The organism is Polaromonas sp. P4_F6, assembly GCF_056401275.1.
Window position 1 is genome coordinate 91,150 of record NZ_JBFUJQ010000005.1, and the last position, 14,623, is coordinate 105,772.

A 14,623-nucleotide genomic window follows, 5' to 3' on the forward strand; every position below is an offset into this window, starting at 1 on the left:
CGATGTGCCTGGTCGCCTTTGCCATAGGCGCTTCCGCACGATGGCCGCTGGTGATCGCGGCCAACCGCGATGAATTCCTGGAGCGGCCCACCCTGCCCCTGGCGCGCTGGAACACCGCGTCCGGCCAGGAGATCGTTTCAGGCCGCGACCTGCGCGCCGGCGGCACCTGGATGGGCATCACGCCAGCCGGCCGCATCGCTTTTTTGACCAATGTGCGCCAAGCCCAGCCCGAGGCCGCGCCGCGCTCGCGCGGTGAACTGGTCACGCGCTGGCTCGAAGGCAGCGGCGACGCGGCAGGTTTCGTGGCCGCGCTGGAAGATAAAGGCGCGGCCTTTGGCGGCTTTAACCTGGTGCTGGGCGACTTCCGGCAAAAGGCCTGGACCTGGGTCACCAACAAATATGAGGGCGCACCAGCCTTGCATGCCCAGGCTTTGGCGCCCGGCCTCTATGGGCTTTCCAACGCAGGGCTGGACACACCCTGGCCCAAAACCCTGGAACTCAAGCGCGTGCTGGCGGCCGCCTTGCAAAGCGGCGACGGCCCTGAGGGCCTGCAAAAGCTATGGACGGCGCTGGGCAGCCGGCAGCGCGCCTTGCCCGCGGACCTTCCGCATACCGGCGTGCCGCCCGAGCTGGAAGAAGCCCTCTCCAGCGCCTTTGTCGAAGTGCCGGGGCGCGGCTACGGCACGCGCTGCAGCACCGTGCTGCTGGCAACGGCCTCCGGCAGCGGCTGGAACATCGAGCTGGAAGAGCGCAGCCACGGCCGCGAGGGCCCGGCCGCCGTAGCGGTACACCGCGAGCAATTCAGCGTCAAGGCGCCTTGACCATCTCTATGTGCGGGATGCCGACTTCCTCAAAGGGCTCGCCGCGCGGCCTGAAGCCCAGGCGCTGGTAAAAGCCCTCGGCGCTGCGCTGGGCATAGAGCATCACCTCCCTGTCACCGCGCTCGCGCGCCGCATCCATCAGTGCCTGCAGGATGTCGCTGCCCACGCGTGAGCCGCGCAGCGCATGGTGCACCGCCATGCGGCCTATCTTGCCCACGCCCTGCGCTTGCTGCACCAGCCGACCGGTCGCGATGCCCTGCCCCAGGCCGTTGTAGGCCACGGCATGCAGGGCCGTGCTGTCGGCCTCGTCCCATTCCATCTCCATGGGGATGCCCTGCTCCTGCACAAAGACCGCCGTGCGCACCTTGCCGGCGTCCGCGCCCAGCGCGGCCCAGCCGCCGGTCTTGACCTGCAGCATGGCCTCGCCGGCTTCATACGCTGTCAGCACGCGGCGCAAGGCCTCGGGCACCGGTTTGGAGGTCTGCGAGGCCGGGTCGGCAAATACATAGACCAGCTCGCAACTGATCAGCAGCGCGTCGCCGCGAAAGATCGCGCCCGTAAACGCCATCGACGAATTGCCGATGCGCGCGCACTTGAGCGCCACCTCGAGCTGTTCGTCAAAACGCGCCGAGCCGTGGTATTCCACGGTCGCCTTCTTGACGTAGAGGTCGCCGCCCAGCAGCACCATGGCTTCCTCATAGGGCAAGGCCAGCGCGCGCCAGTAGTCGGTGATGGCCGTGTCGAAGTACATCAGGTAGTGCGCGTTGAACACGATTTTTTGCATGTCCACCTCGGCCCAGCGCACGCGCAGGCGGTGGAAAAAGCGGAAGTTCTGTCGTTTCATCCCTGTCGTCTCCTTATCAATCCAGCCCGAAGGCGCCGCGCAGCGCCGCCGCCGCATCGGCATGGGCGCGCCTGGCTTCGGGAATGATGCGACCCATCTTGATGAACTCATGGGTCACGCCGCGGTAAATCTCCAGGTCCACCGCCACGCCGGCCGCGCGCAGCTTGTCGGCATACATCACGCCTTCGTCCACCAGCGGGTCGCATTCGGCCAGCCCCACCCAGGCCGGTGCCACGCCATCCACGTCGGGCGCATTGAGCGGCGCGAAACGCCAGTCGTCACGGTCCGCCGGGCTGCGCACATACTGGCTGAAGAACCAGCTGATATCGGCCTCGCTGAGCACAAAACCCTCGGCAAAAGTCTTGTGTGAAGCCGTGTCCTGGTGGGCGGTGCAGCCCGGGTAGATCAGCAGCTGCAGGGCCAGCGGCAGGCCGGCGTCGCGCGCCAGCACCGCGCACATGGCGGCCAGCGTGCCGCCCGCGCTGTCACCGCCCACGGCGATGCGTTTCGCGTCCAGGCCACGGGCGGTGGCATTGGCCGCCAGCCACTGCAGCGCGTCCCAGGCATCGTCGGCCGCCATCGGGAACTTGTGGGCCGGCGCCAGCCGGTAGTCCAGCGAGACCACGGCGATGCCGGCCAAAAGACTCAGCTGGCGGCACAGGATGTCATGCGTGGCGACGCTGCCCACCGTGAAGCCGCCGCCATGGAAAAACAGCAGCACCGGCAGCGCCTGGTCCGAGGGCGCATACAGCCGGGCGCCCAGCAGCTCGCCGTCGCGCGCGGGGATCTGCCAATCCTCCACCCGGGCCAGCGCCGGCTTGGGGATTTCGAGCACGCCGGCGCCGGCCGCGTAGGCGGCGCGGGCCTGGTCGGGTGTTTGGGTATGGAAGGCCGGGCGATTGGCGCGCGCGATGCGGCTCAGCACATCGCGCATGGCGGGGGTCAGCAGGGTTTGCGGATTCGGCGGCATCAGTGAAGGCGTGGGGCGGCGGCGCGGGCGCTATCACCCAGGTGACGGGAATAGGGGTTGGCGGGCGGGGGATTCGGGCAGGAGGCCTGGAAAGCCATTAAAGTCAGTGCAAGAGCCCGCATAGCCCCACATCGTACAACGCAGAAAGACCGCCCGCATGGCCTTCATTTATTACGTCACCCAGATCCAGTTCGAGTTCGGCGCTGTGAAGCTGCTCAAGCAGGAATGCGAGCGCGTGGGCATCACGCGCCCGCTGATCGTGACCGACCCCGGCGTCAAGGCGGCCGGCATTTTGCAAAAAGCGCTGGACGCCCTGCCCGGCATGCAGGTCACGGTGTTCGACCAGACGCCTTCCAACCCGACCGAGGCCGCAGTGCGCGCCGCCGCCGAGCTTTACAAGGCCAGCGGCTGCGACGGCCTGGTCGCCGTGGGTGGCGGCTCGGCCATCGACTGCGCCAAGGGCGTGGCGATTGCCGCCACGCACGAGGGCCCGCTCACCACCTACGCCACCATAGAAGGCGGCTCACTCAAGATCACCGAGCGCGCCGCGCCGCTGATCGCCGTGCCCACCACCAGCGGCACCGGCAGCGAGGTCGCGCGCGGCGCCATCATCATCGTGGACGACCACCGCAAGCTCGGTTTCCATTCCTGGCACCTGGTGCCCAAGACGGCCATCTGCGACCCCGAACTCACGCTGGGCCTGCCCGCCAAACTCACGGCCGCCACCGGCATGGACGCCATCGCGCACTGCATGGAGACCTATATGTCGGCCGCCTTCAACCCGCCGGCCGACGGCATTGCGCTGGACGGCCTGGAACGCGGCTGGGCCCACATCGAGCGCGCCACGCGCGACGGCAGCGACCGGGAAGCGCGTTTCAACCTGATGAGCGCATCGATGCAGGGCGCCATGGCGTTCCAGAAAGGCCTGGGCTGCGTGCATTCCTTAAGCCACAGCCTGGGCGGCGTGGATCCTCGCCTGCACCATGGCACGCTCAACGCGATGTTCCTGCCGGCCGTGGTGCGCTTTAACGCCGGGGCCGAGTCGGTGCAAAAAGACCGGCGACTGGACCGCATGGCCCGCGCCATGGGCCTGGCCTCGGGCGGCGACATTGCCGAGGCGATACGCGACATGAACGCCCGGCTGGGCCTGCCCAGCGGGCTGGCGGCCATGGGGGTTGAGCGCGGGCAGTTCGGCCAGATCATCAGCGGCGCGCTGGCCGACCATTGCCACAAGACCAACCCGCGCATCGCGACGGCGCAGGAATACGAGGACATGCTGGCCGCGTCGCTCTGAACGAACAGCCGCCGCCGGCGCGCCACCCGCCTCAGGTCCAGTTGGCCGCGAGCACGGGGGCAAGCGCCGTGCGGTAATTGTCCGGCAGCGTGGTCTGCCCAAGCGGCGGCGGCGGGAAAACCGCCATGGCCTGCACCAGTTTGTCGACATTGCTGTCCAGCAGGGTTAGTTGAAAGGAGGTGTCCTTGATCTGCTCCACATGGTAGGTATTGCCCAGGTACCAGCCGATAACTGTCACCTTGTCGCCGGTGCCTATGCGGCTGAGTTCCAGGTTGTTGTCAAGCTGGCGCAACCACACCTGATCATGCCTTATGTCGCTTAACTTAAGAACATCCGTATTGCCGGCCGTGGAGTCGTTTTCCCACAGCTTGTCCGCCCCATCGCCTGGGCGGAACCAATAGGTATCCGAGCCCTCTCCGCCCAGTAGCCGATCGCTACCCGGGCCGCCCAATAAGGTATCGTTACCCTCGCCGCCAAATAGCCCGTCGTCGCCGTAGTCGCCGCCAAGCCAATCATCGTTGGCCTCGCCCTCCAAGACGTCATTGCCATTGCCGCCCTCCAAGGCGTCATTGCCATTGCCGCCCATGAGGGTGTCATCGCCGCTTTCGCCGTAAAGCCAGTCATTGCCCGCCTGGCCGTCCAGGCTGTCGTTGCCATCACCGCCCCGCAGGCTGTCGTTGCCCGCGTCGCCATTGAGCTTGTCATTGCCCGCCTGGCCCCATAGCGTGTCGTTGCCGTTACCGCCCTTGGCGGTGTCGTCACCGGCTCCGCCGTCCAGGCTGTCATCGCCGTCGTCGCCCTGCAGGCTGTCATTGCCGCTTTCGCCGTAAAGCGAGTCATTGCCCGCCTGGCCGTACAGGCTGTCGTTGTCACCACCGCCCCACAGGCTGTCATTGCCGCTTTCGCCGTAAAGCGAGTCATGGCCCGCCTGGCCCCATAGCGTGTCGTCGCCGTTACCGCCCTGGGCGGTGTCGTCACCGGCTCCGCCGTCCAGTCTGTCATCGCCGTCGTCGCCGTGCAGGCTGTCATTGCCGCTTTCGCCGTAAAGCGCGTCATTGCCCTCCTGGCCAAACAGGCTGTCGTGGCCATCACCGCCCAGCGCGGTATCGTTGCCCTCATCGCCATTGATCCTGTCATCGCCCGCCTGGCCCCACAGCGTGTCGTTGCCCTGGTTCCCAGCCAGAGCGTCGTTCCCAGCTCCGCCGTCCAGGCTGCCCTTGATGTGGTCGACTCCTGCCGTGCCATCCACATTCGAGATTAGGTTCAGCGAATCAATGTAGGAGATTTCGCGTGCCGTTGTGGCCTGCTCAACGGGCCAATAGGAACCGTCGGGGGGGAACCCATCGTAGCTTGGAAATGCCGTTGGAGACACATACACGCCCAAGAGCCTGCACGCGTTTTCGCTTCCTTGTCGCCCCGACAATTGGATAGTGTCTATAGCCTGCACACTACCAAGGTCCAGTTCTATGCAGGCATGACCAGCGACGGCGGTGACATGCAGGAAATCTGCGTATCCCCCTGCAATCCCGTCCGTCAGTGCATTTAAACGGCCACTCCAGGGAGGGAAAGCGGAATTACCTATGCCAAAGGCTCTGACGGACGCAAAGTTGGCTATAGCGGTATCCCCGTATGCTCTCACTTCAGTCAGCTCCAAATGACTGACGGGAGGCATCCCCTCTTCGCCTGCAAGAAGGAAAGCGTAGATGCGGATAAAGCGGCCGAAAGTCCCGATTGCGACGGAGGTGCCACTTGAGTTGTAGCGCTCAACGACCGTCCCCGCGCCAAGGTCGGCAACAATGCCTACCGCCGGGTTGGCGTTGCTGCCCGGGGCCCCGAGGTTGTAAGCCGCCGTGACATATCCACTGCCGCCACTGAGGCTGTCATTGCCTGGGCCGCCATCCAGCACGTTGATGCCTTCGCCGCCGCGCAGCCAGTCATTGCCGTTTCCGCCCCTGAGCGTATCGTTGCCCCAGCCGCCCTTGATTTCATCGTTGCCATCGCCGCCGAACAGGTAGTTGTTGCCCCAGCTGTCTGATTGGTCAAGCCAGTCATCGTTGGCACCGCCATCGAGCCAGTTATTGCCTTCGCCGCCCTTCAGCGTGTCTCTGCCATTGCCGCCAAAGAGCCTGTCGTTGCCCCCCAAGCCCCACAGCGTGTCATCACCGTCCAGGCCCTCGATCCAGTCGGCACCGGCGGTGCCGATCAGGTTATCGTTGCCGGGGGTGCCTATGATGTGGTTCTCCACCGCCAAAGGCCCCATAGCGGCCCGGGTGGCCGGGCTTGAGCCCAGGCTGTTCGCCGCTATCTGGAAACCCGCCTCAAAGACGGGGGCCTCGTTGTTGTACAGGTCGGAGCCGGCTTCCCCGTAGGGCTTTTTTTTCCGGAGCCCGGGCTCGGTCTCTTTACCGGAGCTGGGTTTCTGCGCTGCGAGAGTGTCTGCCAGTGTTTGAGCCATTTGGTTTCCTTGGTTTTCCTTGCTTGCTTTGGGCTGAAGGGCTTGTGGGATGGTTCGCTTGCACTTGCGCGCCCGGGGAATCCTTTTTCATTCATAAACCCGGAGTAGAGAGCCGTCGGGAATGTTTTGGTACTACGCGCCAAGTCGGCGAATTATGGGCAGGCCAGGCAGGAATGCAGACGCGCTTTGTCTTTTGGTGGGCATTGTTTGGGCGATTTATTTGCCCTTCGTCTAAAGGGCGCGCCGTGGGGCGGCCCCGGGCCATAAAGGCCCTATGCGCTTGGCGGCGCAAAGGCCGGGCCGCCAGGTGATCCGGGCAGGGATCAAGGCAGGCCCGGGCGCGCGCGTTCAACGGAATATGGTTACGTTTCATAACCATAAATGGGCGACTTGGCAAGAGTCTATTTACTTATTATTTATAACCAAAATCCCGTTACGCTTCGGCTTGTGGTTAACGATTTCCACGCTGGCGGGTTTGCGGGCGCATGGCCTCGGCCGGACGCCGGTCGCTAAGCACGCCGGATCAACAACATCAGGAGACATCATGAAGACCCAATTGTTCGCACTTTCGGTGCTGTCGGCCGCCAGCTGCGCGGTGCAAGCCCAGAGCTCCGTCACGGTGTATGGCGCGCTCGATTCCTACCTCGAGCTCGCCTCCGCGGGCAACGGCACGGTGACACGCGTCTCCAGCGGCGGCGCCATGGGCTCGCGCTTCGGCTTTCGCGGCACGGAAGACCTGGGCAGCGGCCTGAAGGCGAACTTCATCCTGGAAGCCGGCATTTTGATGGACACGGGCGCCAGCACCGGCACCGCCACCGTCCCGACCAGCACCGTGCCGACGGGCGCCGCCTATATCTTCCAGCGCCTGGCGACGGTGGGCCTGAGCGGCGACTTCGGCGCGGTCAACTTAGGCCGGCAGTACACGCCGCACTTCGGCACCATGGCGGCGTTTGACCCGGCCGGCTTCACCATGTCGGGCGCCCTGAACTACTACGCCGGCCCCGGCGTGGGCATCAACGGCGGCTCGCTGGCCGACGCCACCACGCGCCGCGACAACTCCATCCAGTACACCACGCCGACCTGGGGCGGCTTCAAGGCCAATCTGTTCTACGCCTTCGGTGAATCGAACGGCGCGGGCGGCCAGCCCAAGTCCACCGGCAACACGCTCAACATCGCGGCCGGCTACAGCAGCAGCACGCTGTCGGCGCAAGCGAGCTACATGACGGAAAAAACCATATACATCGTCGGCAACACCGACAAGTACACCGTCCTGGCAGCGTCCTACGATTTCGGGGTGATCAAGCCTTCGGCGATTTTTGTGCGCCGTCGCGGCGACATGGCCGGCGCGCCCGCCCTCGACGCCTACCAGATCGGCGCCTCGGCGCCCGTGGGCGTCGGCAAGCTGATCGCCACCTACGGCCAGCTGAAAAACAAGACCACGGCGAACTCGGACTCCAAGGCCATTGGCGTGCGCTACGACTACCCGCTGTCCAAGCGCACCACGATTTACGGCGGCGCGACCCGGATCAGCAACCAGGCCGCGGCCGGCTACACCATCAGCGGCGGCGGCGGCAGCTCGCCGGGCCTGGCGCTCTCGGCCGTCGGCCAGAGCCCGAAATCGGTGTACGCGGGTATCGCGCACATGTTCTAAACGGTCAGAGCGTGCCCAGCTTCCCCAGGTCGGGCCGCGCCAGCCAGGCCTGCCATTCCTCGGCCAGCTGCGCGCTGGCCGCGGTGGCCGCGCTCCAGGCTTTCACCCTGGCCTGCATATCCGGCCCGTAGCGCACAAAATCCTGGCGGTCGGGCAGCTTGGCGTTGGGCAGGGTCTTGATCCATTCCGGGTCGGGCGCCAGCAGCACCATATTGTCCAGAAAGTGGGTGGCCTTGTGGCGCCACTTGAGGCCTTTGTCCAGCCAGCCGGGCACCACCGATTTCTGGAAGTGCGGATACAGCACCAGGCCGGCGCCGCCCGCCACGCTTTGGGCGCTGTAGTTCAGGTGCAGGTGGTAGTCGGTGATGCCGCCATCCCAGTAGGCGCCGGGCGGCCCCCCGGGCACGTTGTGCACCGAACGCAGCACAAAGGGAATCGAGCAGCTGGCCTGCAGCGCGGGCTGGAAGTTGTCTTCGCTGAGGTCGACCTGGCGCGTGCGGTAGTCGCCGGTGGCGAAAGGCAGTTTCACGCCGGGCGTGGAAAACACCACGCGCTCCAGCCAGGCACCCATGGCCTTGCGGTGCAGGCTGTTGGTCAAAAAGGCGCCTAAATAGCCCAGCGGTGTGGCCAGCTTGTGCTCGCGGCCCAGCATGTGGCGCCCGCGCGAGGTCACGATGTGCAGCTTGTAGCGCGGGTGTTGCAGCACTTCCTGCACGCGGCCGCCGTAAAACGCCTTGAGGCTCTCGCCGAACTGCTCGCTCACCCTGTCCGCGGTCGGGCGTTTCTGGCCGGGCTGCAATTCATAGTGCTGGTGGATGTAGTCGTCCTCCAGCCGCGAGAAGCCGGCCGCCGGGTCATTCAGGCAGGCCGTGGCCATGCGCCAGGCGCCTATCGACGCGCCGACCAAATGGACGGGATGGTCGGTTTTGGCGAGCCACTCGCCGAAGATAAAACGGTCCAGCGCGCCCAGGATCAGGCCCTTGGGCCCGCCGGCCGCGCCCGGCACCACGCCGATGTCCCTGGCTTGCAGGCCGTGCTGCTCGATGTGCCGGCGCGCTTGCGGGCCAGCGTAGATGCGAAGGGCTTTCATGGAGCGTGGAGTGTCGGGCGTATTGGAGCATCAAGCCGGTGGCGCACTTGTCCTTTGCGGGACGGCCGCGCCCTCCCCGCTTATTTCTTGAGCGCCGCCAGCTTGCTGAAGGCCGATTCCATGGCCGTGGCGGCCGCCGGTTGCGGCGCACCGCGCCCGCCACCGTAGTTGCCGCCGCGGCCCTGCCCGCCGGGCCGCGCGCTTTCAAAGCGGTTGTCGCGCGGGCCGTCGCGCCGCGCCGACGCGGCGTCCAGCTTCATGGTCAGGCCTATGCGCTTGCGCGCCACGTCGACCTCGGTCACGCGCACTTTGACGATGTCGCCGGTCTTGACGACTTCGCGCGCGTCGTTGACGAACTTGTTGGCGAGCTGGCTCACGTGGACCAGGCCGTCCTGGTGCACGCCGATGTCGACAAAAGCGCCGAAGGCCGCGACGTTGCTGACCGTGCCTTCCAGCGTCATGCCTTCCTTGAGGTCCTTGATGTCTTCCACGCCCTCGTTGAAGCGCGCCACCTTGAAGTCGGGGCGCGGGTCGCGGCCGGGTTTCTCGAGTTCGGTCAGGATGTCCTTGACGGTGATCACGCCGAACTGCTCATTGGCGAACAGCTCGGGCTTCAGGGTCTTGAGCATTTCGGCGCGGCCCATGAGTTCGGCCACCGGCCTGCCGGTGTGGGCCATGATTTTTTCGACCACGGGATAGGTTTCGGGATGCACGCCGGTCATGTCCAGCGGGTTGCTGCCGCCGCGCAGTCGCAAAAAGCCCGCGCTCTGCTCAAAGGTCTTGGCGCCCAGGCCGGTCACCTTGAGCAAATCGGCGCGCGAGGCAAAAGCGCCGTTGGCATCGCGCCAGCGCACCACCGATTTGGCCACGGTTTGCGACAGGCCCGAAACCCGCGCCAGCAGCGGCACACTGGCCGTGTTCAGGTCCACGCCCACGCTGTTCACGCAGTCCTCGACCACGGTGTCCAGGCTGCGCGCCAGGTCGCTCTGGTTGACGTCGTGCTGGTACTGGCCCACGCCAATCGACTTCGGGTCTATCTTGACGAGTTCGGCCAAAGGGTCTTGCAGGCGGCGCGCGATGCTGGCCGCGCCGCGCAGGCTCACATCCACGTCGGGCATTTCCTGCGAGGCGAATTCGCTGGCCGAGTAGACCGAGGCGCCGGCTTCGCTGACCACGACTTTTTCAATGATCTGCTCCACCTTGGCCATGCCCTTGATCAGGTCGGCGGCCAGCTTGTCGGTTTCGCGGCTGGCCGTGCCGTTGCCGATGGCGATCAGGTTCACGCCGTGTTTTTCGCAGAGCTTGGCCAGGGTGTGCAGCGAGCCGTCCCAGTCCTTGCGCGGCTCGTGCGGGTAGACGGTGGCGGTTTCCACCAGCTTGCCGGTGGCGTCGACCACCGCCACCTTGACGCCGGTGCGTATGCCCGGGTCCAGGCCCATCACCACACGCGGGCCGGCGGGCGCGGCCAGCAGCAGGTCGCGCAGGTTGTCGGCAAACACCTTGATCGCGACTTTTTCAGCTTCCTCGCGCAGGCGGGTGAAGAGGTCGCGCTCCAGCGAGAGGCTGAGCTTGACGCGCCAGGTCCAGGCCACGGCTTTGCGGATCAAATCATCGGCCGGGCGCGCCTTGTGGCTCCAGCCCAGGTGCAGCGCGATCTTGCCTTCGGCGATGCTGGGCTTGCCGGGCTCGGCCTGCTCGGGCAACAGCAGCTTGGCGTCCAAAATCTCCAGCGCGCGGCCGCGGAACACCGCCAGCGCGCGGTGCGAAGGCACGCGGCCAATCGGCTCGTCGTACTCGAAGTAGTCGCGGAATTTGCTGTTGTCGGCGTTGTTCTCGTCCTTGCCGGCCACCAGCTTGGAACTGAACAAGCCTTCGCTCCACAGCCAGTTGCGCAGCGACTGCACCAGGCCGGCATCCTCGGCCCAGCGCTCGGAGAGGATGTCGCGCACGCCGTCCAGCACCGCCTGCACGGTGGTGAAGTCGTCGCCGCTTTCGTTTTTCTCGGCCTTCACAAAGGCCGCGGCCTCGTCGACCGGTACCAGCGACGGGTCGGCGAACAGCTTGTCGGCCAGCGGCTCTATGCCGGCTTCGCGCGCGATCTGGCCTTTGGTGCGGCGCTTGGGCTTGAAGGGCAGGTACAGGTCTTCCAGGTCCTGCTTGGTGGCGGCAAATTCAATCGCCGCGCGCAGCTCGGGTGTGAGCTTGCCCTGCTCCTCAATGCTTTTGAGCACGGCCTCGCGGCGCTCTTCGAGCTCGCGCAGGTAACCGAGCCGGTATTCAAGTTCGCGCAGCTGGATGTCGTCCAGCCCGCCGGTGGCCTCCTTGCGGTAGCGCGCGATAAAGGGAACGGTGGCGCCGCCGTCCAGCAGCTCCACGGCTGCCTTGATCTGGTGTTCCTGGACTTTGATTTCTGCCGCGATCTGGCGGATGATTTTTTGCATATCGGAAAAAAGTGGCTGGAAAGGCTGAAGAGGGTGAAACGGATGAACGGATGAAACGGGATCAGGTGGCCGCAGGCGCAGGACTCGCGAACCCGGAAACTGACGCCAAGGGTCGGCATTGTCCCACAGGCAAACCCGGGCCCCGCTCCCAATAATTGAGCCGGGCTGAAAAGCAATTTCTTACATTTATTCCAGGGGAGACTGATATGCGAATTCGCACGATATTGCTGGTAGTGGGCATCCTGCTCCTGTCGGGTTTTGTCGCCCTCAACCTCGACGAGTTCACGCGCGTGAGCATGCTGAGCCTGGGCTTTACCACGGTGCAGGTGTCGCTGGGCCTGCTAATGTTGCTGCTGCTGGTGATCGCCACCGTGGTCTTCCTGGCCAGCACGCTCTATATACAAAGCACCCACCTGCTGGAAAGCCGCAAGTACGCGCGCGAACTCAACACCCAGCGTGAGCTCGCCGACAAGGCCGAGGCCTCGCGCTTTACCGAACTGCGCAGCTACCTGGAGGTGCAGGCGCTGGCCGCCCAGCACCGCGAAGCCGCCGCGGCCACCGTGCTGGCCGAACGTTTTGCCCAGCAGCAGCAAGCCCTGCTGGCGCGGCTGGAGCAGATCGACAACAGCGTGGCGGCCCACGTGGGCCAGCTGGAAGACCAGCTTGAGCGGCGCAACGGCATGACCAGCCTGCAAAAAGACCACCTGACCATGCCCCTGGTATGAGGGTGTAGTGCTGTAAGAAAGCCCGGCGCCGCGCGACCAACGGCCATCAGCAGCCGCCTGCCCTTTTCGGGTGCGGCGCTGTTTCAACGCCATTGGAGACGCCCATGCCCAACCCTTCACCCTGGATCGCCGCCGCCTTGCTGCCGCTGAGCTGCGGCGTGTTCGCGGCGCAAAACACCTGCAGCGCCGCATCGGGGCCGGCGGTCACGCCGGTGATGGAGCTCTACACCTCCGAGGGCTGCAGCTCCTGCCCGCCCGCCGACAAATGGCTGTCCTCGCTCAAGGGCTCGGGCATGGTGGTGCAGGCCTTCCACGTCGGTTACTGGGACTACATAGGCTGGGTGGACCGCTTCGCCGCGCCGGCCTACACCCGGCGCCAGCACGAGGTGGCCGCCCGCAACGGCCTGCGCAGCGTCTACACCCCGCAGGCCGTGCTCAACGGCAAGGACCTGCCCGCCTGGGGGCCCAGGCCGCCCGGCGGCAAGGAGCCGGCGCGCGCGGCCATCGTGCTGACGCAGCTGGGTGCCGACCAGTTCGAAGCCGTGGTGGCGCCGGTGGATGGGCGGCAGCTGTCGCCTTCGTGGGCGGCCTACTGGACCGTCACCGAACACGGCCACAACTCCAAGGTGCAGGCCGGCGAAAACGCCGGCGCCGTCCTCAAGCACGATTTTGTAGTGCGCCAGTACGCCCAGGCGGGTGAATACCCGAGCCAGGGCGCGACGCCGCAAAAGCTGGCCTTTCGCAGCATTGCCGCCACCCCCGGCCATGAACGCCAGGTCAACCTCGTGGTGTTCGACCCTAAAACCGGCAAGACGCTGCAGGCGTTGAGCCTGCAGTGCCCTGCCTGAATCATGAGCAGATTTCACAAGGCTTGCCGCACAATGGCGGCATGGAGCCCCGGCCCGCGCCCTCCCCCTCTTTTCTGCCGCCCAGCCTGCGCACGCCCGAAGATGCCGACTACCTGGCGCTGGGCAGCTGGATCCGCGACGCCGAGGGCTGCGCGCGCTGGGCCGGACCCAAGCTGAAGTATCCGTTCAGGCCGGCACGGCTCTCGAAGTTGCTGGCCGAGCCCGGCGCCAACAGCTTTGTGATGAGCCGCGGCCCGGCGGCCCCGGCCCTGGGTTTCGGGCAGTTCTGGGTGCGCGATCCCGGCGTGGCGCATCTGGCCCGTATCATCCTGGCACCCACGGCGCGCGGCCAGGGGCTGGGCACCACGCTGTGCGAGCTGCTGATGGCCGAGGCCGCGCGCGCCGTCGGCGCCACAGCCTTCACGCTGCGCGTCTACCGCGACAACGACCCGGCGCTGGCGATTTACGAGCGCCTGGGTTTTGCTGTGGTGCCGGACCTGTCGGACGCGCGGGTGTTTGCCATGCGCAAGGAGGGCCGGGCGCTTGGCTAAACTTCGTTGCATGTCTTTCTGCCGCCCCGCGCGCCCTTCTTTCTTTTTCGCATGATCTCCCTGTTCCTCAAATGCCTGCTGGGCGCGCTGGCCGTGCTGCTGATCGCCCTGCTGTCCCGCTCGCGCAACTTTGTCATCGCCGGCCTGGTGCCGCTGTTCCCCACCTTCGCGCTGATCGCGCACTACATGGTGGGCAGCGAGCGCAGCGCCGCCGATTTGCGCGCCACCGCGCTGTTCGGCCTGTGGTCGCTGATCCCTTATGCGACCTACCTGCTGGCGGTGTACTGGCTCAGTGTGCGGACCACATTAACCGTGACGCTGGCCGCCGCCACCCTGGCCTGGGCCGTGGCGGCGGGTGCGCTGCTGCTGGGATGGAGCCGCGCTTACCCCACGTCTTTCTGAGCCGAAGCCCACGTGAACAAACTTAAAAAAATCCTGCGAAGCCTGCTGCTGGCCCCTGTGGCCCTGTTCCTGCTGTTCGAGGAATGGGGTTGGGAACCGCTGGCCGCCGCCTTCGCGGCGCTGGGCCGGCTGCCCTGGTGGGGCCGGCTGGAGCGTTTCATCACCGGCCTGCCACCCTGGGCCGCGCTGCTGGCCTTTGGCGTGCCGGTGCTCGCGCTGATTCCCCTCAAGCTGCTGGCGCTCTACCTCTTCGGCCAGGGCCATATCACCGTCGGGCTGGGCTTGATTCTTGCAGCGAAGATCGCGGGAACGGCGATGGCGGCCCGCCTGTTCCAGCTGACGCAACCGGCGCTGATGCGCATGGCCTGGTTCGCGCGGCTCTACACGCCCTGGAAGGCCTGGAAAGACAAGCTCATCGCGCAGGCCAGGGCCTCCTGGGCCTGGCGTGTGGCGCGCCGCATGAAGACGCGGCTCAAGCTGGCGGGCGCCAGGCTGCTGGCGGCGCTGAAAGCCGTTTTTTCTGAGGGCTGA

At 66.0% G+C, this 14,623-nt stretch carries 13 protein-coding genes; 8 read left to right on the top strand and 5 right to left on the bottom strand.

The genetic code is table 11. From position 1 onward, the window contains the following. Positions 1-2 precede the first annotated feature (2 nt). The gene (locus AC1DUN_RS13925; RefSeq protein WP_477714457.1) at positions 3-821 is read left to right on the top strand and encodes an NRDE family protein; all 819 of its coding nucleotides are present in this window, start codon (positions 3-5) and stop codon (positions 819-821) included. On the opposite strand, the gene AC1DUN_RS13930 is transcribed toward AC1DUN_RS13925, so the two are convergent. Both AC1DUN_RS13930 and AC1DUN_RS13935 read right to left on the bottom strand, forming a co-directional pair. Further along, positions 808-1,665: a YbgC/FadM family acyl-CoA thioesterase gene (locus tag AC1DUN_RS13930; RefSeq protein ID WP_477714458.1), complete on the bottom strand. Its 858-nt coding sequence runs from the start codon at positions 1,663-1,665 to the stop codon at positions 808-810. The genes AC1DUN_RS13925 and AC1DUN_RS13930 overlap by 14 nt on opposite strands. Positions 1,666-1,681: 16 nt before the next feature. Then, the gene (locus AC1DUN_RS13935; protein WP_477714459.1) at positions 1,682-2,635 is read right to left on the bottom strand and encodes an alpha/beta hydrolase; all 954 of its coding nucleotides are present in this window, start codon (positions 2,633-2,635) and stop codon (positions 1,682-1,684) included. A gap of 157 nt (positions 2,636-2,792) precedes the next feature. Between AC1DUN_RS13935 and AC1DUN_RS13940 the strand changes: the two genes are divergently transcribed. Continuing rightward, on the top strand, positions 2,793-3,929 hold the full coding sequence (locus tag AC1DUN_RS13940; RefSeq protein WP_477714460.1) for an iron-containing alcohol dehydrogenase: 1,137 nt from the start codon (positions 2,793-2,795) through the stop codon (positions 3,927-3,929). A gap of 31 nt (positions 3,930-3,960) precedes the next feature. Here AC1DUN_RS13940 and AC1DUN_RS13945 read toward each other — a convergent pair whose 3' ends face one another. Next, complete coding sequence (locus tag AC1DUN_RS13945; RefSeq protein WP_477714461.1) at positions 3,961-6,384, bottom strand: calcium-binding protein; 2,424 nt, start codon at positions 6,382-6,384, stop codon at positions 3,961-3,963. A gap of 544 nt (positions 6,385-6,928) precedes the next feature. Between AC1DUN_RS13945 and AC1DUN_RS13950 the strand changes: the two genes are divergently transcribed. Beyond that, on the top strand, positions 6,929-8,035 hold the full coding sequence (locus tag AC1DUN_RS13950) for a porin (protein WP_477714462.1): 1,107 nt from the start codon (positions 6,929-6,931) through the stop codon (positions 8,033-8,035). A gap of 4 nt (positions 8,036-8,039) precedes the next feature. Here AC1DUN_RS13950 and AC1DUN_RS13955 read toward each other — a convergent pair whose 3' ends face one another. Next, positions 8,040-9,125, bottom strand: a complete 1,086-nt coding sequence (locus tag AC1DUN_RS13955) for a patatin-like phospholipase family protein (RefSeq protein ID WP_477714463.1) — start codon at positions 9,123-9,125, stop codon at positions 8,040-8,042. Positions 9,126-9,205: 80 nt separating this feature from the next. Then, a complete protein-coding gene (locus tag AC1DUN_RS13960) occupies positions 9,206-11,566 on the bottom strand; it encodes a Tex family protein (protein WP_477714464.1) in 2,361 nt (786 codons plus the stop codon). Positions 11,567-11,772: 206 nt separating this feature from the next. Here AC1DUN_RS13960 and AC1DUN_RS13965 point away from each other — a divergent pair, with 206 nt between their 5' ends. The 5 genes from AC1DUN_RS13965 to AC1DUN_RS13985 all read left to right on the top strand — a co-directional run bounded on the left by AC1DUN_RS13965 (position 11,773) and on the right by AC1DUN_RS13985 (position 14,623). Beyond that, positions 11,773-12,291: a hypothetical protein gene (locus AC1DUN_RS13965; protein WP_477714465.1), complete on the top strand. Its 519-nt coding sequence runs from the start codon at positions 11,773-11,775 to the stop codon at positions 12,289-12,291. A 104-nt stretch (positions 12,292-12,395) separates the two neighbouring features. Further along, entirely contained in the window at positions 12,396-13,139 is a 744-nt protein-coding gene (locus AC1DUN_RS13970; RefSeq protein WP_477714466.1) for a DUF1223 domain-containing protein, read from the top strand. Positions 13,140-13,180: 41 nt separating this feature from the next. After that, positions 13,181-13,690: a GNAT family N-acetyltransferase gene (locus AC1DUN_RS13975; protein WP_477714467.1), complete on the top strand. Its 510-nt coding sequence runs from the start codon at positions 13,181-13,183 to the stop codon at positions 13,688-13,690. Between the two features lie 51 nt (positions 13,691-13,741). Next, positions 13,742-14,092 carry a GlpM family protein gene (locus AC1DUN_RS13980; RefSeq protein ID WP_477714468.1) on the top strand — a complete coding sequence of 117 codons (351 nt, stop codon included), beginning with the start codon at positions 13,742-13,744 and terminating at the stop codon, positions 14,090-14,092. A 12-nt stretch (positions 14,093-14,104) separates the two neighbouring features. Then, positions 14,105-14,623, top strand: a complete 519-nt coding sequence (locus AC1DUN_RS13985) for a hypothetical protein (protein ID WP_477714469.1) — start codon at positions 14,105-14,107, stop codon at positions 14,621-14,623.